This window comes from Actinopolymorpha sp. B11F2, assembly GCF_040195635.1.
GTDB lineage: Bacteria > Actinomycetota > Actinomycetes > Propionibacteriales > Actinopolymorphaceae > Thermasporomyces.
The window spans coordinates 110,392-130,924 of record NZ_JBEFTX010000018.1 but is presented as its reverse complement, the minus strand read 5'-3'; the positions used below and the strand labels follow the sequence as shown (position 1 = coordinate 130,924).

Below are 20,533 nucleotides of genomic sequence, written 5' to 3'. Positions count from 1 at the left end.
ACGTACCTCCTGCAACCGGCGGGCAGCGAAGGACGAGGCTAACCGACGGAAGCCTCCCGGCCGGCCGAGATCCCCAGCCGGTGGTGGAGTTCTCCAGCCGGTGGCGGGGTCCCAGGGGGGTGGGGGTCCCGGCCGGTGGCGAAGGTCCCCCGCCGAGGCGGCCGGTATGGTGAGGGCGTGATCGCGCGACCGGTACAGCTTCGCTGGTGGCCCGCCCTGTAGGCGGCCCAAGCTTCGCGCGCACTTACGCGGCCGCCCTTTGGTGCGGCGGCCGTTCGAGGATCATCCTCCAGGTACGGGTCTCATCCGAGGGCACCGAGCGCCCACCCTGTGGAGGAGACCGACATGAGACCCGACCCGACCACCACCACCATGCAGACGCGTACGCACGAGGCGGACCGCGCGTCCTGGAGCCGGATCCTCGGCACGCTCGCCCACCGGCGGGACCTCTCGAGCGAGGACGCCGCCTGGGCGATGGATCAGGTCGTACGCGGCGATGTGACGCCTGCCCAACTCGGTGCCTTCCTGGTGGGACTACGGGCCAAAGGCGAGACCGCGGACGAGGTGTCGGCCATGGCGCGCGCCGTGATGGACCAGGCGGGCACCCTCCCGATCAACGGGGTCTTCGTCGACATCGTAGGGACGGGCGGCGACCGCAGCGGTGTCGTCAACGTCTCCACCATGGCATCCCTCGTCGTCGCCGCGACCGGCGTCACGGTGGTGAAGCATGGCGGACGCGGCGCCTCCACGACCTGCGGCTCGGCCGACGTGTTGGAGTACCTCGGCCTCGATCTCGACCTCGAGCCGCAGCGGGTCGCGAGGCTGGCGGAGAAGGTCGGCATCACCTTCTGCTTCGCGCCCAGCTTCCACCCCGGGCTCCGGCACGCGGCGCCGGTGAGGCGGGAGTTGGGCGTTCCCACCGTCTTCAATGTCCTCGCGCCACTGCTCAACCCCGCCCATCCCCGGCACCAGGTCGTGGGCGTCGCCGACGTACGGATGGCAGGCGTCCTCGCCGACGTCCTCGCCGCGCGAGGGTGCTCGGCGCTGGTCGTCCGCGGCGACGACGGCGTCGACAAGCTCACGACGACGACCACGTCCCAGGTGTGGATGATCCGGGACGGTCGCGTACGCCGAACCACCGTCGATCCCGCGGACGTGGGCCTTCCGCGTGCCACACCGACCGATCTCCGGGGCGGCGCCGTGGAACAGAACGCCGAGACGGTACGCCGGCTGCTGGAAGGTGCGGGTGGGCCGGTCCGCGACATCGTTCTCCTCAATGCCGCTGGCGCACTGGTGGCGGTCGAGCCGGGCGACGCGTCATTGGCGGAGGAGCTTGCGGCCGGCGTCGAGCGGTGCGCGGGCGCGATCGACTCCGGTGCGGCGGCAACGCTCCTGGACCGGTGGATCGCTGCCAGCCGTTCGGCTGGCGGGCCCGAGTGATGTCAGGCCCGAGTGATGTCGGGTGGCCCCCGCTCACTGCTGAGCGGTCCCTGTTGAGCAGTCCGGTTGAGCAGTCACTGCTGAGTCGGAGGGACGTACTGCCCTCCCGGGATGACATGCGACACGACTGACAAGGGCTCGCCGATGTGCATCCCGTCGGCATCGATGTCGACCATGCGGATCGCATTGTCGTGGGCGGAGCCGCGGGTCTGGAGCACGGCGATCGCGCGTTGGATCTGACCCTCGGCCTCGACGTAGCGGAGCATGATCGTGACGTCGGCGAGGCTGCCGAGCTCGACGGCGATCGCCGAGGAGACGGCCGTCGGCTTGTATCCACTCGGCGCGGCCGTCAGCAGCGCGGTGACCTGGTGTCGACGGAGCAGGGATCCCAGCGCGATCACGAAGTCGAGCAGAGCGCGCGAGGTGGCGATCCGTTCGAGGGCCGACAACGTGTCGATGACGAGGCGTGAGGGACGGATCTCCTCGATGGCGCGCCTGATGTTGAGGAAGTGGACCTCCAGCGAAGCCATCTCCGGATAGTCGGCGGACACGTGAAGGAGCCCGGAGGCCTCCATGGCGGCGAGGTCGAGGCCCCAGCCGGCGGCGTTGCGGGCGAGCTGGTCGTGATTCTCGTCGAAGGTGTAGAGCAGGCAGGACTCGCCGGTACGGACCGCCTCGGCGGCGAACTTCAGGCTGGCCAGCGTCTTGCCGGTCCCGGTGGGTCCGGTGAGCAGGACGACCGCGTCCTTGTAGAAGCCTCCGCCGCAGAGGGCGTCCAGACCGGGATTGCCCGAGGAGACCCGCTCCGCTGACGCCATCGCCCGGGGGGCGACGAAGGCGAGCGGGATGACGACGATGCCCTCCCGCTCGTCGATGGTGAACAGCCACTCACCGGTGCGATGCGCCGCGCCGCGCAGCTTGATGATCTCGATGGTCCGGCGGCGGCGCTCCTTGCTAAGTACGTTCCGCAGGATGATGACGTTGTTGAGGACGAACTCCTCGACCCCCAGGCGCGACACGCCGTCGTACTCCACGGTGCGTTCCGCGGTGAGCACCGAGGTGACGCCCAACGTTTCCAGGGCGGCGGCGATCCGGTGGAGTTCGTAGCGAACCGTGGCGACATCGGGAAAGCGGGTGAAGATCGACCCCACCGAGTCCAGCGAGACGCGGCGGGCGCCGATCTGCCGGACCGCGGCCTCGATGCGGACCGTGATGGCGGCGAAGTTGTAGACGCCCACGGTCGTCGTCTCGCCGGCGATCTCGGCCGAGGCGTCGACGAAGATCCACTTGCCCTCGCGTTCCCACCGCTCGATCGGGAACCCCATCGCCGCCGCGTTCCGGCGGAGGTCGGCCGGCGACTCCTCGAAGGTGACGTAGACACCCGGATCGTCGAAACGGTCGACTCCGCGGGCCAGGAACTCGATGGCGAACAGGGTCTTCCCGCTTCCCGTACTCCCGCTCACGAGGGTGCACCGACCGGCCGGGAGGCCGCCCAGCGCAACCAGGTCGAAGCCGCTGATTCCGGTCGGAACCCGGTCGAGCGCCGTGCGGTCGCTCATCGCCACCCCCGCCTTTCCGCCGCCAGTTGGTCCGGATCGGGAAAACCGAGCCCGGCGGCGGTACGTACGTCATCGGAGAGATCGCCGATCACCCGGTGCTCCGGAAACGGCACCCGCCGGATCGCGGTGGGAACGACGACGATCCCGTCGGCCTCGGCCAGGTCGGGGTGCTGCGTGATGTCGACGACCTCCAGCTCGTAGTGCCCGGAGATCCGGGACTCGCACAGTGACCGCAGCCGGGCGACGGCGGCGTGTGAGGGGTCCGCCTCCCCGGCGACGTAGAGCCTGAACACGAAGTCGATCACCGCACGCTCCGGCGGACTCGCCAGCTCGTCGGTAGACGTTCGCGCGTACGCAGGAAGCCCACAGGCGACTGCTACCCTCCCTGGCCGCCACCGATGCCGACCACCGGGGGCGAGGTGATTCGCACGACCCTGTTGACCGGAGCGCCGGCGAACCGTGCCCCGGTGAGGTCGTGCCCGGTGAGGTCGTGCCCGGTGAGGTCGTGCCCGGTGAGGTCGTGCCCGGTGAGGTCGTGCCCCGGTGACCCGCCAACCCGGTGACCCGCCGACCCGGTGACCCGCCGACCCGGTGACCCGCCGACCCGGTGAGTCACGGACCTGGTGAGGTCTACCCCGGTGAGTCACGGACCTGGTGAGGTCCTACCCCTGTGAGTCACGGACCCCCTTGAGGTGAACGGCAGTGCACCGCCCGCCGTCGTCGGCGAGCATGCGCACAACTGGTCGTGAACAACTTCCGCGAGGGTGTTGCATACCAGGGCAAAGAGGCCTAGCCTCCGCCGGTATCCTGCGGCACCTCTGCAGATCGCGAAACTTTCCTGCGGTGGTCCGCCCGACGGAGGAGGACGCCCGTTGACAGCCCCCGAACGCTCACCAACGGCCGTGGCCGACCGCGGCACCACGCCGGGCAAGATCCCACCCGACAGGTCTGACGCACGTGCCTCGCGGCGCCGTGAGTATCTCCTCTTCCTGGCCTTCGTCGCGCCGAACGTCATCCTGCTCGGGGTGTTCTCGTACTGGCCCGTCCTCTACAACCTCTACCTCAGCTTGACCAGTTGGGACCTGCTGTCGGAGTTCAAGCCGTTCGTGGGGCTCGCCAACTACATCGACATGCTGAGCGATCCCGACTTCCTCGGCGTCCTCCTGCGCACGATCCTCTTCTCCGGTGGGATCACCATCGGCAGCATGGTCGCGGGTCTCGCCATCGCCATGCTGCTCAACCAGCGGCTGTTCGGCCGCAACCTCGTGCGCACGACGTCGTTCGCGCCGTACATCGTGACCGGCGCCGCGATCGGTACCGTCTGGCTCTACATCTTCGACCCGGACTTCGGGCTGATGAAGCAGCTGCTCGGCGTCATCGGTGTGGGCTCGCCCGACTGGCTCACCGATGCGGGCTGGGCACTGCCTGCCCTGGTGCTCGTCTATCTCTGGAAGAACATCGGCTTCGTCGCGGTGATCTACCTCGCCGGGTTGCAGAGCATGCCTGCCGATCTGTACGAAGCGGCGAAGATCGACGGTGCGACTGCCTGGACGCTGTTCCGCCGGATCACGCTTCCGCTGCTCTCGGCGGTGACGTTCTTCGTCGCCGTGGTGACGGTCATCGGGTCGTTCCAGGCGTTCGACGTCATCGCGATCATGACCGGTGGTGGGCCGGGCGACGCCACGACCACGCTGTCGTGGTTCATCTACACCGAAGCTTTCCAGGCATTCGACGCCGGTCGCGCGGGTGCCGCCGCGATCATCATGTTCGTCATCCTGCTGCTCATCACCGCGGCGCAGGCCCGATTCCTCGAGCGGAGGGTGCACTACCGATGAGCACGGCCACGCCAACGACCACGTCCACCGAGGAGCGACCGGCCACGTCCGGGCCTACCGAGACCGGATCGCCGATCGTTCCGCTGCTGGGCAAGATCGCGCTCTATCTGCTGATGGCTCTTGTCGCCCTGGCGGCGATCGTGCCCGTCTACTGGCTTCTCATCAGCTCGCTCAAACCCTCGGCGGAGGTGCACCACTTCCCGCCGGAGTGGTTCCCGATGCCGTGGACCTGGGAGCTCCGCAACTACGTCGACGCGTGGCACGCCGCGCCCTTCGGCCGGCTCTACATCAACTCGATCGTCTTCGCGGTGGTGGGTTCCGCGCTGGAGATCTGTGTCGCCGTGCTGTCGGCGTACGCCTTCGCCTTCCTGCGCTTTCCGGCCAAGAACGTCGTGTTCATGGTGTTCCTGGGCGCGATGATGGTGCCCGGAACCGTCGTGCTCCTTCCCAACTACCTGACGGTCGCGGGCCTCGGCTGGGTCAACAGCTACGCCGGACTGATCGTGCCTGGCCTCGGCAGCGTGTTCGCGATGTTCCTGCTCCGGCAGCACATGCGTACCCTCCCGATCGAGGTGAGCGAGGCGGCGAGGGTCGACGGAGCGAGCCATCTGCGCATTCTGTGGAGCATCATCGTGCCGATGTCGCGGCCGATGGTCGTCACCGTCGTCATCATCTCCCTGGTGCAGAAGTGGAACGAGTTCATCTGGCCGCTGATCGTGACCACGACCGACACGATGCGGACGCTGCCGGTGGGCCTGTTGATGTTGAAGAGTGACGAGGGTTACACCAACTACGGCGTCGTGATGGCGGCTTCGGTGTTCGTCGTCGTACCCGTCCTCGTCGTGTTCTTCTTCGCCCAGCGGCAGATCATCGCGGGACTCACCGCGGGCGCGACGAAGGGCTGAGATCCATGCGTACCGGCGCCATGCGTACAGGCTTTGTGAGAACTGGCAGGGGAAGGGCTCTTTCATGAGGGGACGGGCTGGCATGACGGCACGAGGTGCCCTGAGTCGCCGGGGCTTTCTCGCCGCCGCCGGCGGTGCGGCCGCGGCGCTGGCCGCCGGCTGTGGAACTGGACAGTACGTCCAGGTGATCGGGAGCGTTCCGCGGGACTACCGGCGCCGCCTGCACGTGGTCTACTGGCACTCGTTCGGTGGCGACCTCGGCGTCGCGATGGACAAGCTGATCGACGAGTTCAACGGCGCACAGGACGACATCTTCGTCGAAGGGCAGTTCCAGGGGTCCTACGAAGCCACCGTCCAGAAGCTCTCGGCGGCGCTCATCGCGCGGCAGATCCCCGACATCGTGGTGCTGTCCGAGGTCACCTGGCGCAAGATGCACCTCGCCGACAAACTGGAACCGCTGAACTCCTACTTCGGCGGCGACTACACGCCCGACATCTACCTGGACAACTTCATCAACGAGGGCACCGTCAAGGACACCGTGTGGTGGATTCCGTTCGCACGGAGCACGCCGCTCTTCTATTTCAACAAGGACGTCTTCGCCAAGGCGGGCCTGCCCGAAACCGGCCCGGGCAACTGGCGGGACCTGAAGGAGTGGGCGCCGGCCCTGCAGGAGCACACCAAGTACGCACTCGCCCTCGCCGGTGGCTATGCGAGCTGGTATTTCCAGGGCAACGTCTGGCAGTGGGGCGGTCGTTACTCCGACGGCCTCAAGGTCACACTCGACGACGAGAAGTCGCTCGAAGCCGGCAACTGGATGGTCGACCTCGTTCGCAAGGACAGGGCCGCCTACCTGTCGGCCGACTCCCAGGTCGACTTCACCAACCAGGTCACGGCCTGCGCGATGCTCAGCACCGGCAGCCTGGCGTCGGTGTCGGCCGATGCGAAGTTCGATGTCGGTACGACGTTCCTCCCGGAGTACGACGGCTTCGGCTGCCCCACCGGCGGTTCGGGTATCGGTGTCATGCGCGACGCCGCGCCGGAACGCAAGGACGCGGCGATGGAGTTTATCCGCTGGCTCTCCCAGCCGGAGAAGTCGGCCCAGTGGACGATCGAGACCGGTTACATGCCGGTGGCGAAGGCGGCGCAGCAGGAGAAGGCGCTCGTGGACAAGGCGCAGGAGGACCCCAACTACCAGACCGCGCTGAACCAGCTGCTGAAGACCAAGCCGCAGGACCTGATCCGGCCGATCGTCCCCAGTGCGGGGGAGATGATGGACACGGCGCTGCAGAAGCTCTACTCCTCGACCGACTCGGTGGAGGCCGTCTTCTCCCGGCTCAACAAGCGGCTGCAGCGCAAGGCGGATCTGATCAGCGAGAACTACGAGGCGCAGTACGGCTGAACCCCGCGGCACCACGTTCGCCAAGGTGTCGAAGGGCGAGCAGTAACGCGTCGCGGAGCGAGCTGCTCGAGCGCAGTTGCCCCAGATCGACACCGAGGCGCACCATCGCCTGCGCGACCTCTGCTCGCACGCCGCTCAGGATGCTGACCGTACCCATCAACGCGGCTGCCTGCACGGTCTGCAGCAGATGCTGGCTGACGTTGGTGTCGATGACCGGCACACCGCTGACGTCGATGATGAGGACGTCGTTCCGGGTCTCGGCGAGCTTGTTCAGGACGGCTTCGGTGAGCCGGGCCGTGCGCAGGGAGTTGAGCGTGCCGATGATGGGAAGGACGAGGACGCGGTCCCAGATCTGCAGGACGGGTGTGGACAGCTCGACGATCTCGTCCCGCTGTCGATGCAGCTGCGCCTCGTGGTGCCGGCGCCGGCTGAGATCACGCATCACCTGGACGAAGGCAGTCGTCCGACCGGTGTCGTCGCGGATCGGCGAGACGGTGATGCCGGCCCAGAACTGTTCGCCGTTCTTGCGCACCCGAACACCTTCGAACGCGGTCATGTCGGAGCGGAGCGCCTCCGCGAGCTCGCGTTGGGCGACCCCTGCCTGCCGATCCTCCTCGGTGTAGAACATCGACACCGGTTGGCCGAGGACCTCGTCGTCGGTGTAGCCCAACATCGCCTGCCCGCCAGGGGACCAGCTCACGATGCGACCGTGGATGTCCAGCTTGGTGATCACCAGACTGGAGATCGCGTCGATCATCGCCTCCAACTCGCGCAGACGACTCGCCGGGTCCTGGGGGGCGGGGAGAAATGTCGCCATGGCCTGCCCCCGTCCCTGCCTCCGTGATATCACGCTCGGGCGGACGACACCGGAGGAGCCAGGCTGCCCGCTCCCGACGTGCGGCGCCGGCGCGGTTTCGGAGGGAAAAGAAAACGGGCCTCTCGGCCCGATGGCTCAATTCCATCATGACGGGCGACCGCAGGACAAGACTCGTTTTTGTTCTCTTTCCCGCGCAGAATGACGTTCGCCATGCCACCACAGAAAGGCCGGGAAATGAGAGTGTCCGCGATTCGATGACCACCCACGAACTCCGGACCTCCCTGTCGACGAACGTGCGTTCCTACCGGCATCTCGCCGGCGTCGCGGTCCGGGAGAGCCCTGCGCTGTGTGCGGTGTGCGTTCTCGCGGTCCTCGTGTCCGCGGCGGCTCCCCTCGCCGCCGTCGCCGCGCTCGGCGCGGTCGTCGGGGAGGTCCCCGACGTGGCAGCGAACGGCCTGGACTCACCTGCCGGGAGGGCGGCACTGTGGTGGGCAGGTGCCGCCGGCGCCTTCTTCCTGCTGCAGTGGGCGTCCGGCGCTCTGCAGATGGCGGCGGTCACGACACTGGGCGAGCGGATCGACGCCGCCCTGGCGCGGGAACTCATGGACGCCGTGCTGAGGCCCGCGGGTGTCGCGCATCTGGAAGACCCGACGGCCCTCGATCTGATCAGTGTGGGCCGGGAGACGTTCCGCTCGCCGTGGTCGCGGCCAGGGCGGTTGGTACGGACGGTGAGTGGCGTGGTCGCCGGGCGCCTCATGCTGGCCGGCGCGTGCGCCATGCTCGTCCCGTTCCACCCGGCGCTCGGCGCGGCCCTGTTCGTCGGCGGGATCTGGGCGGCGTACGAGGACAAGCGTGCGTCCCGGGTGGAGGCCGAGCACCATCATGGCGGCACCGAACTGGCCAGGCGTACGACGTACTACTACGAGCTGGGTGTACGCCCGCCAGCCGCGAAGGAGGTGCGGGTCTTCGGGTTGTCGGGGTTCCTGCTCGACCGCTTCTCGACCCTGTGGCGCCGGTCGATGGTGGAGGTGATCGCTCCTGCTGGACGCCGCCCCCTGGTCGCGGCGCTGGTCCTGCTCGCCGTTGTCCTGCTCGGCCTGGCGTGGATCGCGTGGGAGGCGGTGGCCGGCCGGATCGCACCCGGCCCGGCGGCGGTCTACCTGCAGGCGCTGATGGTGAGCCTCGCCGGTATCCACACGTCCTCGTGGGCGAGCCTGCAGAACGAGCTGGCGCTGGCGACGTTGCGCCGATACGGCGGAGCCGTCGCCGCCGTTGCCGAGGCCGGGCACTCGGCCGCGACACCGCAGGCGACGCCGGAGACGACGCGGCCGGCGACACCGCCGGGGAGCGACGTGGCACCGGTCGAGAGACGCCCGGTCGACGAGCGCCCGGTCGACAGCCGGCCCGTGGGCAGCTGGCCCGTCGACAGGCGGCCGGTCGACAGACGGCCGATCGAGGAGATCCGGTTCGAGGGCGTCGCGTTCTCCTACCCGGGTAGCACGGTCGAGGTCCTGAGTGGCCTGGATCTCCTCATCCCGGCGGGACGTTCGCTCGCCATCGTCGGCGCCAACGGGGTCGGCAAGTCGACGCTGATCAAGCTGCTGTGCCGGTCGTACGAGCCGACTGCGGGCCGGATCACCGTCGACGGCGCCGACCTGAGGAAGCTCGATGCGGCCGAGTGGCGGAGCCGACTGGCTCCGGTCTTCCAGGACTCGACCCGCTTCGAGTTGCCGGCGTACGCCAATGTGGGTTTCGGGCGGGTGGACGCGGCGGACGACCGTGCCGGTATCGAGGCAGCCGCCGCCGACGCCGGGATCGCCGGGCCGATCGATGCGCTCCCGCTCGGCTGGGACACTCCGCTGTCGACCGCGTACGCCGGCGGTGCCGACCTGTCCGGCGGCGAGTGGCAGAAGGTGGGCCTCGCCCGGGCGTTGTTCGCGGTCCGGCACGGCGCCTCGGTTCTGGTCCTCGACGAGCCCGCCGCCCACCTGGACGCCCGCGCCGAAGCCGAACTCTACGAACGCTTCCTGGCCATCACCGAAGGGCTGACCACGATCGTCATCTCCCATCGTTTCTCCACCGTGCGACGGGCGGACTCGATCGTCGTGCTCGGCGGTGGCCGGGTGGTGGAGCAGGGCACCCACGACGACCTGCTCGACCGCCGTGGCGCGTACGCCGAGATGTTCACCCTCCAGGCGTCCCGGTTCGGTGAAGCGGCGGTGAGCGAGCAGTGAACGCATGGCTGCGGACGGGGCGGCTGCTCTTCGGCATCGCCTGGGAGATCGGACCGGTCGTGGTCCTCAGCTACGTCGGCGTGAGCGTCATCGCCGCTGTGTCACCGCTGCTGCTCGCCGTCGGCCTGCGGCCGCTGGTGGACGGCGTCACGACGGACCGGGCGGACCAGGTGATGGGCGGCGCGGTCCTGTGCGCGGTGGGGCTGGCACTGACCGCCCTGGCCCCCGTCTGCTACCGATGGACGACGATCCGGCTGCGGGAGCGGTCGATCATGGTGATGGAGCGCCGGATGCTCACCCTGGCCGGCGGCGCGCCCCGCGTGGAGCACCTGGAGGTGCCGGCGTTCTGGGACCGGCTACGCCTGCTCGAACGCAGTACGCAGGACCTGGCGCTCGGGATGAGCCTTGCCGTCATCGGACCGATCCTGCTCGTCGAGTTGGCGGTCACCGCGGTCCTGCTTGGGCGGCTGCAACCGGTGTTGCTCCTCGTCCCCGTCATCGCGCTTCCGGCGGCGTGGCTGAGCCAGCGCGCCGAAGCGTTGCGCCGTGCCGCCGACCTGCGTACCGCCGAGGGCCGTCGGGTGGCCGAGCACCTGCTGACGCTCGCCTCGACCGCCGGACCGGCCACCGAGGTGCGCGTCTACGGCCTGCACCACGAGCTGCTCGACCGCCACCGCCAGGTCAGCAGGGACGTCCACCGGGGCATGGAAACAGGGCACTTCCTGGCGGTGGCCGTCAACGCCGGAGGCTGGTTGCTCTTTGCCGTGACCTATGTCGGCGCCCTGTTCCTGGTGCTGCGCGAGGCGGCGGGTGGGCGGGCGACGGCCGGGGATGTGGCGCTGACGTTGGGGCTCGCCGCGGCGGTGGTGCTGGCCGCCGGCCGCCTGTCCGATCTTGCCGGGTCTTTGCTCCGGACCCGGACCGCCTCCGAGCACTACCACTGGCTCGAGGGGCAGGCCAGTCCCTCGGGTACGGGTAGTGAGCCGGAGCCACCTCCAGCCCAGCTGCGGCAGGGAGTCGACCTCGACCGGGTGAGTTTCCGCTACCCAGGGAGCGATCGGTCCGTGTTGTCCGACGTCTCGCTGCGGCTACCGGCGGGCGGGGTCGTTGCGGTCGTGGGGGAGAACGGTGCCGGAAAGACCACGCTGGTCAAGCTGCTGTGCGGGATGTACGCACCCACCGAGGGCCGGATCCTCCTCGACGACATCGACCTGGCCGACATCGACATCGAGGCGTACCGGAAGCGGCTCACCGCCGGTTTCCAGGACTTCATGCGCTTCGAGTTGGCGATCCGGGAGGCCGTGGGCGTCGGGGACCTGCCCCGGATGGACGACGAGGACGCGGTGCGAGACGCGCTGGCGAAGGCGAACGCCGGCTTCACCGAACGCCTCCCCAGCGGGGTCGAGACCCAGCTTGGCCTGTCGTGGCAGGGCGGGGTGGACCTGTCGGGCGGCGAGTGGCAGAAGGTCGCGCTGGCCCGGTCGATGCTGCGTACGGACCCGTTGCTGATGGTGCTCGACGAACCCACCGCCGCCCTCGACCCGCACACCGAGCACGCGCTGTTCGAGCAGGTCGCCGCCGGCGCGCGAGACGCCCGGTCCGGGCGGGTCACGCTGCTGATCTCGCACCGGTTCTCCACCGTACGCATGGCGGATCTGATCGTCGTGCTTGACCAGGGGAGGGTCGTCGAGCAGGGCAGCCACGAGGATCTCGTCGGACAAGACGGGTTGTACGCCGAGCTCTACCACCTGCAGGCGAAGGCGTACCAGCAGTCGTGACATCCGCCCCGTGCCCGGTTGGCGGTAGGCGCCGGTCACCGCCTCCCCGGGCCGCAAATGACCACGCTGAGCATGCCTGTGGCACGTGGGCAAGGCGTCGGCGCCTCGTCGGTGAGCACACGCCTGGCTGACCAGGCGAGCAACAGGCGAGTAATAAGGCGCGCGGGTGGCCGCGGTTCCGCCTCAGCCGCGTGGGTCGAGTTCGCGTTGGCGCAGCTCGATCCGGCGGATCTTGCCGGTGAGGGTCTTCGGCAGGGAGTCGACGAACTCCACCTTGCGTGGATAGGCGTACGCCGACAGCCGGCTGCGTACATGCTCCTGGATCGCCTTGATCAGCTCGTCGGAACCCTCGTTGCCCGCGGCCAGGACGATGAACGCCTTCACCACGGTGCCGCGACGTTCGTCCGGTGAGGCCACGACCGCGGCCTCGGCGACGGCGGGGTGTTCGAGACAGGCCGACTCCACCTCGAACGGACCGATCCGGTAGCCCGCAGAGATGATCACGTCGTCGGCGCGTCCTGCGTACCAGATGTAGCCGTCCTCGTCGGCCGTTGCCGCGTCCTTCGTGTGGAACCACTCGCCCTCGAACGCCTCCTCGGTGTCTTCGGGACGGTTCCAGTAGCCCAACGGGTAGTGCGGATTCGACCGCGCCCGCAGACAGATCTCGCCGCGCACCCCCGCCGCGACCGGTTTCTCGTCCTCGTCGAGGATCTGCACGTCCCACCCGGGCATCGGCCGGCCCATCGAACCCTCGCGGACCTCCATGAAGCCGAAGTTGCCGCACAGGGGGTAGGACTCGGTGAGGCCGTAGTAGTCGAGCACCGTCACGCCGTACTGCTCGCGGAACCACCGGATCGCCTCCGGGTTGAGCGGCTCGCCGGCCGAACAGACGACGCGGAACGCTTGTGGGTAACGCGCAGCGGCGTCCGACACCGCCATCATCGAGCGTACGGCCGTCGGTGTCGTGAAGACGTTCGTGACCTGGTGGCGACTCAGGAAGGCGAGCTGCTTGTGCGGGTCGAAGCCGCCCTCGCGTTGGTAGACGTACTGCACCGCACCCAGCCGCCACGGTCCGAGCAGCGGTGCGATGCCGGCGGCCCAGGCCCATTCGCCCATGCCGTGGAACGCCTCGCCCTCGCGGACGTCGTGACAGTAGACGAACTCCTCGTGCGCCAGCAGGTAGCGGTGCGCGTGCACGATGCCCTTGGCGAGGCCGGTCGTGCCGGAGGAGTAGTAGAGCTGGGCAGGATCGTCGGCGGAGGTGTCCACGCAGTCGAACGTCGGAGCTCCGGACGCGAGCAGAGCGTCGTCGAGGACGAGGACATGCTCGACCAGGCTCGGATCGATCCGGTGCTTGTTGGCCGCGTTGGTGACGAGGACCTTCGCCTGGGAGTCGGTGAGGCGGTGGCGGATACCGTCGTCGCCGTAGAGGACGGACATCGACAGCAGGATCGCTCCGCTCTGGTAGGTGCCGAAGAACGCGGCCGCCGTCTCAGGCGTGGGCGGCAACAGCATCGCCACCCGGTCCCCCCGCTCGACTCCGTGGGTGCGCAGGACATTGGCGAAGCGGTTGGCCTTCTCCTGCAGCTCGCCCCAGCGAACCGTCCGTACGTTGCCGGCGAAGTCCTCGTGGACCATGGCGAGTGTGTCGGGCGGATGCTTGAAGCAGACATCCTCGGCGATGTTGTAGCGCGCGGGGATGTCCCAGCGGTGCTGGGTGATCGCCTCGTCGTAGGACTGGAAGCTCATCTCGGCTCCTCCGTTTGCCGGGCGGCGGCCGGTTTCATGATCATGAGGCAGAAGGTCGGCTTTCTTAGGCTACCGAAGCCCAGTTTCTGCCTCATGATCATGAACGGCGGGCAGTCAGGGCTCGGGAAAGGCATGGTGGAGCATGACGACCACCGTGGCGACGGCGCTCGATGAGATCGACCGGCTCGATCCCGAGATCGCGGCGTTCCTGCACGAGAACCCGGAAGCGCGTCGGCGCCGAGTGGCTGGCGAGCAGGTGACGGGTGGCGGGCAGGTCAGGCCCGCGGCCGGCCAGCTCGGCGGTAAGCCGTTGCGCGGGGTGGCTACGAGAATGCCGGCGACAGTTGGCTGACGTCGTTCTGGTCACTTGCCGGCTGGCCGGCGATCAGCATTCCCGTCTACGACGGGCCCGGTGGCCTCCCGCACGGCCTGCAGTGCATCGCCCCCGCCGGAGGCGACGAGCAACTTCTCGAATGGGTCGGCGCCCTCGCGACGACTCTCGGAAGAGAGCGTGCGGGCTGAGAAACAACAGCTTCAACTTGCCGTTGGATCAATTTCATCGCAACTAGCACGGGAAAACAAGACTTGTATTCGCCGCTCACGGCTGCGCACACTGTCGCACGTTGTCTCGTCCCGGTCTTCGACGAGTGCGCCGACAAAACGAGAGGCATCGGCTCCACGCGCTCGTATGCATGCTACGCCAGGCGATCAAATTCCCTTTCTGGGTTCGGGTCTGCGTGGCTAGTGTGGGCGCGCCGACGACACCGGTGAGACGAGACCGGGTGAGACGACTCTGTGTGAGACGGCATTGCGGGAGCCTGCGGACGCCGTTCTGCCGCGTACGCAGGAAATCGAGGTGGGGGGAGACACATCATGGGATGGATCCGTCGGCTCACGGGCTACTGCTGGCGGTCGCGCCGCGCGGTGTTGCTGGGCCTGGTCGGCTCCCTCGGCGTGACCGCGATCGCCGTGCTGACGCCGTTGGTCGTGCGGCAGGTGGTCGACGAGGTCATCCTGGCAGAACGACAGCCGCTCGCTCCGTGGCTGGGCCTGCTCATCCTCGCCGGCGTGGGACGCGGAGTGTTCGCATTTCTCCGCCGTTGGTACGTCGGCAACGTCCAGTACGGCCTCGAGTACGACCTGCGCATGGATCTGTTCAGGTCCCTGCAGCATCTCGACGGCGCCCAGCAGGACCAGCTACGCACCGGACAGGTCGTGAGCCGGTCGGCGTCGGACGTGACACTGGTCGAACGGCTCATGTCGATGGTTCCGCTGCTCCTGGCGAGCGCGGTGCAGTTCGTCGCGGCGCTGGTCATCATGGCCGTGCTGTCGCCGATCCTGACGAGCGTGGCGTTGCTGATCACACCGATCGTGATCTTCGTGACCAGACGCGGCAACAGTGTCTTCTTCCCCGCGACCTGGGACCAGGCGCAGCGCCGGGGTGAGGTGGCCGGGGTCGTCGAAGCGGCCGTGTCGGGCGTCCGCGTCGTCAAGGGTTTCGGTCAGGAACATCGCGAACAGCGCAAGCTCGAACGCGCCGCGACCGAGGTCTACGCCGCCGGCATCCGGGTCAACCGGCTGGTCGCGCTCTACATGCCGTTCTTCCGTGGGATGCCGGCGTTGGGCCAGGTCGGCATCCTGGCGGTGGGTGGCTACCTCGCCCTGCGCGGTGACATCTCGCTCGGGACCTTCATGGCGTTCGCCGCCTACCTGGGCTCGATGATCGGTCCGTTGATGATGTTGACCGGCCAGATCACCCAGGCGCAGACCACCAAGGCCGCGGCGATCCGGATCTTCGAAATCATCGACGCCCGGCCGACGATCACGGACGCGCCGGATGCCGGTGACGCACCTGCGGGCGCGGTCCCGATCGAGTTCGACCGCGTGACCTTCGGCTACGACCCGGACAACCCGGTGCTGCGCGACGTGTCACTGCGGGTCGACCCCGGCGAGACGCTCGCGCTGGTGGGCGGAGCGGGCTCGGGCAAGTCCACGGCCGCCATGCTCCTGGCGAGGTTCTACGACCCGTGGAGCGGCTCCGTCCGGCTCGGTGGTCAGGACATCCGCCGGCTGTCGATGAGCTCGCTGCGCGGGCGCATGGGCATGGTCTTCGAGGACAGCTTCCTGTTCTCCGACACGATCCGCGCCAACATCGCGTTCGGTCGTCCGGACGCCACCGACGACGACGTGAGAGCGGCGGCCCGGGCCGCGGAGGCGGACCGGTTCGTCCGCGCCCTGGACGACGGCTACGACACGGTGGTCGGGGAGCGCGGCCTCACCCTGTCGGGCGGGCAGCGGCAACGGATCGCACTGGCACGGGCGATCCTGTCCGACCCGCACATCCTTGTGCTCGACGACGCCACCTCGGCGGTCGACGCGGGAGTCGAGGCCGAGATCCATGCCACGTTGCGACAGGTGATGAAGGGACGTACGACGATCCTCATCGCCCACCGGCGCAGCACCCTGCAGTTGGCCGATCGGATCGCGGTGTTCCACCATGGCGAGGTCCTCGACATCGGGACCCACGAGGAACTGGTCGGACGCTGCGCGCGCTACCGCCTGCTGCTCACCGGCCATGACGACGAAACCGACGGCGCCGTACCGGACGCCGGACCGGATGCTGTCGGCCGAGCCGACGATCAGCTGCGGCCGGACGCCGAGCCGACGACGCCGGCGCACACACCGGAGCTGTGGTCCAACCCGCCGGCGGAGGACCTGGTGGGAGTCGGAGCGCTGGGCCAGGCGACGCTGCCGCCCGACCAGCAGGCGAAGGTCGCGGCCCTCCCGGCCGTCGAGGCGACGCCCGACGTCGACGTCGACGAGGCCCGACGCGCCGAGCCGACGTTCAGCCTGCGACACCTCTGGCGCCCCTTCCGTACGGGCATCCTGGTCAGCACGGCGCTGGTGACGGTCGAGGCCGCGCTCGGCCTCGCCGTGCCGTGGCTGACCCGCGCGGGCGTCGACCAGGGTGTCACCCAGGGCGTCGCCGACGTGTTGTTCGGCATGTCAGGGCTCGCGCTCGTGACCGTGGCCGCCGGGTGGCTCGTCACCATGGCGAACGTACGGACCGTCGGGCGAAACGGCGAGCGCGTCCTCTACTGGTTGCAGGTGAAGATGTTCGCGCACCTGCAACGCCTCGGACTCGACTTCTACGAGCGGGAGCGGGGCGGTCAGGTGATGACGCGCCTCACGAGCGATGTCGACGCGGTGCGCGCGTTCATCCAGGGCAGCCTCGGCATGGTCGTCGTCGCGGCGCTGACCTTCGTCGGCGTGCTGGGCGTGATGGTCCAGATCAGTCCGCCCCTGACCCTGGCGACGGTGGCGCTCCTGCCCGCCTTCGCCGTCGCCGTCGCCGTCTACCGGAAGGTGTCGACCAAGGCCTACGACGAGGCGCGTGACCAGCTGAGCTCCGTCAACGCCAACTTCCAGGAGAACATCGCGGGGATCCGCGTCGCGCAGGCGTACGGCCGTGAGGGTCGGAACATCGAGATCTTCGACGACCTGGCGACGGGGTTGCTGGCGCGGCGTCGCCGCTCCCAGATCCACCTGGCGTGGTTCTTCTCCTTCACCGAACTCGCCTACGAGGTCGCGGCCGCGATCGTGCTCGGCGTCGGTGCCGGGTTGGTCGCGGCAGGAGAGCTGACTGTCGGCGGGATCATCGCCTTCCTGCTGTACGTCACGATGCTGTTCTCACCGATCCAGCAGTTCTCGCAGGTCGTCGACGGCTACCAGCGGGCCAAGGTCGGGCTGCGCCGGATCGGAGAGTTGCTGCGTACGCCGACGTCGACCCCGCTGCCCGCCGAGCCGGTAGCGCTCGGCCGGATCGCCGGCCGGATCGAGTTCGACCAGGTCCGGTTCAGCTATGCGATCCGCGACGCGGACCCTGCCGACGGGGACTCTGCCGACGGGGACTCTGCCGACGGTGACCCTGGCGACGGTGACCCTGGCGGCGGGGGCTCTGCCGCCGAGGGCTCAGGCGACGGGGGCTCAGGCGAAGGGGACCCGGCTGAGGCGAGGAGCCGCCTGGTCGAGGCACTTCGCCATGTCGACCTGCGCGTCGAACCAGGCGAGACCGTCGCGATCGTGGGCGAGACCGGTGCCGGAAAGTCGACGATGGTCAAGCTGGTCGCGCGGTTCTACGACCCGACGGCAGGCGCGGTACGCATCGACGGGCAGGACCTGCGCGACCTGGACCTGCAGTCCTACCGGCAGCGGCTCGGGGTCGTCCCGCAGGAGGCGTACCTCTTCGACGGCTCGGTTCGCGACGTGATCGCCTACGGAAGGCCGGACGCCGCACCGGCGGAGGTCGAGCGCGCCGCCCGCGCCGTCGGGGCCCACGAGATGATCGCGACGTTGAAGCACGGCTACCTGCACCCGGTGGGCGAGCGCGGGCACAGCCTGTCGGCCGGACAGCGGCAGCTCCTCGCCCTCGCGCGGGCCGAGCTGACCGATCCGGCGATCCTGTTGCTGGACGAGGCGACGGCCTCCCTCGACCTCGCCACCGAGGCGGCGGTGTCGGCGGCGACCCAGCGGCTCGCCTCCCGGCGTACGACCCTCGTCATCGCGCACCGGCTCACCACTGCCCAGGCGGCGGACCGGATCGTGGTGGTCGACGACGGCGTGATCGTGGAGTCCGGTACGCACGACGAACTGGTCGCCGCCGACGGCCGTTACGCCGACCTCTGGCACACCTTCTCCGGCGACGCCGACGACAGGGTCGTACGGACTGCACCCGTCTGACGGCGGACGGGCCACCCGCTGACGCACATCTGAATCCACTGTGAGGCCGGCCGTCGGTAGAAGTACGGGAGTGGTCCACCCTCACCAGCCCACGGGCCGGGGCAGCAGAATCCCGCCCAGCAAAGTCGTGCCGACGTGGTTTGACGCGATGCGTACGGCATGACTTGAATGGTGCGCGACCGCTGGGGAGGGATCGGTGTCGATCAAGCACCTTCGCCCGTCCGGAGACGCCGACGAACGTAGCCAGCTCACCGGATGGCTCGACCTGCAACGTGCCGGCGTACGGATGAAGTGCGAGGGCCTGTCCGAGGAGGACGCGCATCGTGCCGTCCTTCCGTCGTCGCCACTCATGACGATGGCCGGCATCGTGGCGCATCTGCGCTGGGTGGAGTACTCCTGGTTCCACCTCGACCTTCTCGGCGAACCCGACACGGGCCAGACGCCATGGCGCGACGACGGCGACCCTGACGCCGAGATGCGGGTCGACGGCCGGAAGCTTGCGGACCTGCTCGACGAGTACGACGACGAATGCGCGCGCTCACGGGCGATCACCGCCAGACACACCCTCGACGATCTCGAGAAGGGGCAGCATGGCGGCGACAGTCCCGCCTCCCTGCGGTGGATCCTGCACCACATGATCGAGGAGACCGCGCGTCACCTCGGCCACATGGACGCGATCCGCGAGATTCTCGACGGCAGGACCGGCTACCTGAGCTGAGCCGCCGCAGGGAGTTCGGCGTTCGCCTGAGGTGTCGGTGGGCGGTTCTAGGCTGTCGTGCGCATCCCCTCTCCGGCCAGGGCAGGTTGCCTGATGCGTACGTCGACTCCCGTCTCGGCTGCGGCCGCGCGGCGGATAGCCCTGGCCGCACAGGGGTTTCTCGATCCGCGGCCGGCCGGCAGAGTCGACGCCCGACACATCAAGCGGGTGGTGAACCGGGTCGGCTACCTCCAGCTCGATGCGTTGAACGTGCTGTGCCGGATGCACTACGCGACCCTGTTCGGCCGCCTCGGGCCCTACCCACGAAGGCTCCTGGACCGCCTCGCCTGGGGTGATGGACGACAGCGCGCGTTGTTCGAGTACTGGGGAAACGCCGCGACCCTGCTACCGGTGTCGATGCACCCACTCTTTCGCTGGCGGATGAAGCGTGCGGCGGAGCAGGAGTGGTCGGGCAGCGCCCGGGTCGCCCAGCTGCCGGCGGGCTACCTCCGCGAGGTCCTCGCCGTTGTCGCGGAGCGCGGACCGATCAGTGCCGGCGAGATCGGCACGCAGGGGCGTCGCCCCGGTGGCGGTGGGATGTTCAACTGGAGCCACGCGAAGGTCGCGCTGGAGTGGCTCTTCATCACCGGCCAGGTGAGCATCGCCGCCCGTCCCCACTTCACCCGGATGTACGACCTCACCGAGCGCGTGCTGCCACCAGAGGTGTTGGCGATGCCGACGCCCACCGAGGAAGACGCCCAACGCGAGCTCATCCGGTTGGCGGCAAAGGCACTCGGCATCGCCACTGCGGCCGACCTGCGTCACCACTGGTTCCTGCCGGCCAGCGAGTCGAAGGTCCTCGTCGCCTCGCTGGTTGAGGCGGGGGAGCTGCTGCCCGTTCGGGTCGAGGGCTGGCGCGGGCCGGCGTACGTCTGGCACCAGGCACGGATACCGCGCCGGGTCCATGTCCGTACCCTGCTGTCGCCGTTCGACCCGGTGCTCGGTGGGCAGGTGCGGTGCCCGCGCCTGTTCCAGTTCGACCACCACATCGAGTTCTACAAACCGAAGGACAAGCGGGTCTATGGATACTTCGTCCTCCCGTTCCTCCTCGGTGACCGCCCGGTCGGTCGGGTCGATCTCAGGGCCGACCGCACCGGGTCCGCCCTGGTGGTCCAGGCCGCACACGCCGAACCCGGCGTCGACGAAGCCGAGGTGGCGGCGGAGCTTGCCGTCGAGCTACGTCACCTGGCCGACTGGCTCGGCCTCGATCGCATCGTCGTCACAGGACGAGGAAGTCTCGGCTCCGCTCTGGTCGGTTCATGAGCAGCGCGGTGCCCGATTGTCGCTCTCCGCACCGGTCAATCCGCTGTACGTGACTCC

At 68.8% G+C, this 20,533-nt stretch carries 16 protein-coding genes; 11 read left to right on the top strand and 5 right to left on the bottom strand.

The window, feature by feature from the left end:
• Positions 1-345: 345 nt before the first annotated feature.
• Positions 346-1,440, top strand: a complete 1,095-nt coding sequence (gene trpD, locus ABN034_RS27305; protein ID WP_349693844.1) for an anthranilate phosphoribosyltransferase — start codon at positions 346-348, stop codon at positions 1,438-1,440.
• 74 nt (positions 1,441-1,514) lie between these two features.
• Here trpD and kaiC read toward each other — a convergent pair whose 3' ends face one another.
• The 3 genes from kaiC to ABN034_RS27290 all read right to left on the bottom strand — a co-directional run bounded on the left by kaiC (position 1,515) and on the right by ABN034_RS27290 (position 3,615).
• On the bottom strand, positions 1,515-2,999 hold the full coding sequence (gene kaiC, locus ABN034_RS27300; protein WP_349693843.1) for a circadian clock protein KaiC: 1,485 nt from the start codon (positions 2,997-2,999) through the stop codon (positions 1,515-1,517).
• Positions 2,996-3,304, bottom strand: coding sequence for a circadian clock KaiB family protein (locus ABN034_RS27295; RefSeq protein ID WP_349693842.1), 309 nt, complete (start codon positions 3,302-3,304; stop codon positions 2,996-2,998). The genes kaiC and ABN034_RS27295 overlap by 4 nt, the downstream gene beginning before the upstream one ends.
• Positions 3,305-3,375: 71 nt before the next feature.
• Positions 3,376-3,615 carry a hypothetical protein gene (locus ABN034_RS27290; protein ID WP_349693841.1) on the bottom strand — a complete coding sequence of 80 codons (240 nt, stop codon included), beginning with the start codon at positions 3,613-3,615 and terminating at the stop codon, positions 3,376-3,378.
• A 256-nt stretch (positions 3,616-3,871) separates the two neighbouring features.
• On the opposite strand from ABN034_RS27290, the gene ABN034_RS27285 reads away from it, so the two are divergent.
• The 3 genes from ABN034_RS27285 to ABN034_RS27275 all read left to right on the top strand — a co-directional run bounded on the left by ABN034_RS27285 (position 3,872) and on the right by ABN034_RS27275 (position 7,138).
• Entirely contained in the window at positions 3,872-4,834 is a 963-nt protein-coding gene (locus ABN034_RS27285; protein WP_349693840.1) for a carbohydrate ABC transporter permease, read from the top strand.
• Positions 4,831-5,739 carry a carbohydrate ABC transporter permease gene (locus ABN034_RS27280; RefSeq protein WP_349693839.1) on the top strand — a complete coding sequence of 303 codons (909 nt, stop codon included), beginning with the start codon at positions 4,831-4,833 and terminating at the stop codon, positions 5,737-5,739. Before ABN034_RS27285 ends, ABN034_RS27280 begins: the two co-directional genes overlap by 4 nt.
• A gap of 82 nt (positions 5,740-5,821) precedes the next feature.
• The gene (locus tag ABN034_RS27275) at positions 5,822-7,138 is read left to right on the top strand and encodes an ABC transporter substrate-binding protein (protein WP_349693838.1); all 1,317 of its coding nucleotides are present in this window, start codon (positions 5,822-5,824) and stop codon (positions 7,136-7,138) included.
• On the opposite strand, the gene ABN034_RS27270 is transcribed toward ABN034_RS27275, so the two are convergent.
• The gene (locus ABN034_RS27270; protein WP_349693837.1) at positions 7,107-7,955 is read right to left on the bottom strand and encodes a PAS domain S-box protein; all 849 of its coding nucleotides are present in this window, start codon (positions 7,953-7,955) and stop codon (positions 7,107-7,109) included. The two genes, ABN034_RS27275 and ABN034_RS27270, sit on opposite strands and share 32 nt — an antisense overlap.
• A gap of 254 nt (positions 7,956-8,209) precedes the next feature.
• Here ABN034_RS27270 and ABN034_RS27265 point away from each other — a divergent pair, with 254 nt between their 5' ends.
• Positions 8,210-10,189: an ABC transporter ATP-binding protein gene (locus ABN034_RS27265; protein WP_349693836.1), complete on the top strand. Its 1,980-nt coding sequence runs from the start codon at positions 8,210-8,212 to the stop codon at positions 10,187-10,189.
• On the top strand, positions 10,186-11,967 hold the full coding sequence (locus ABN034_RS27260) for an ABC transporter ATP-binding protein (RefSeq protein WP_349693835.1): 1,782 nt from the start codon (positions 10,186-10,188) through the stop codon (positions 11,965-11,967). Before ABN034_RS27265 ends, ABN034_RS27260 begins: the two co-directional genes overlap by 4 nt.
• Positions 11,968-12,150: 183 nt before the next feature.
• On the opposite strand, the gene ABN034_RS27255 is transcribed toward ABN034_RS27260, so the two are convergent.
• Entirely contained in the window at positions 12,151-13,716 is a 1,566-nt protein-coding gene (locus ABN034_RS27255) for an acetate--CoA ligase (protein WP_349693834.1), read from the bottom strand.
• A gap of 142 nt (positions 13,717-13,858) precedes the next feature.
• Between ABN034_RS27255 and ABN034_RS27250 the strand changes: the two genes are divergently transcribed.
• The 5 genes from ABN034_RS27250 to ABN034_RS27235 all read left to right on the top strand — a co-directional run bounded on the left by ABN034_RS27250 (position 13,859) and on the right by ABN034_RS27235 (position 20,476).
• Positions 13,859-14,068, top strand: a complete 210-nt coding sequence (locus tag ABN034_RS27250) for a hypothetical protein (RefSeq protein WP_349693833.1) — start codon at positions 13,859-13,861, stop codon at positions 14,066-14,068.
• Positions 14,065-14,238, top strand: a complete 174-nt coding sequence (locus tag ABN034_RS34605) for a hypothetical protein (protein WP_502879102.1) — start codon at positions 14,065-14,067, stop codon at positions 14,236-14,238. Before ABN034_RS27250 ends, ABN034_RS34605 begins: the two co-directional genes overlap by 4 nt.
• A 351-nt stretch (positions 14,239-14,589) precedes the next feature.
• Positions 14,590-18,456, top strand: a complete 3,867-nt coding sequence (locus ABN034_RS27245; RefSeq protein ID WP_349693832.1) for an ABC transporter ATP-binding protein — start codon at positions 14,590-14,592, stop codon at positions 18,454-18,456.
• Positions 18,457-18,652: 196 nt separating this feature from the next.
• Complete coding sequence (locus tag ABN034_RS27240; protein WP_349693831.1) at positions 18,653-19,174, top strand: DinB family protein; 522 nt, start codon at positions 18,653-18,655, stop codon at positions 19,172-19,174.
• A 93-nt stretch (positions 19,175-19,267) separates the two neighbouring features.
• Positions 19,268-20,476 carry a winged helix-turn-helix domain-containing protein gene (locus ABN034_RS27235; protein ID WP_349693830.1) on the top strand — a complete coding sequence of 403 codons (1,209 nt, stop codon included), beginning with the start codon at positions 19,268-19,270 and terminating at the stop codon, positions 20,474-20,476.
• Positions 20,477-20,533: the final 57 nt, after the last annotated feature.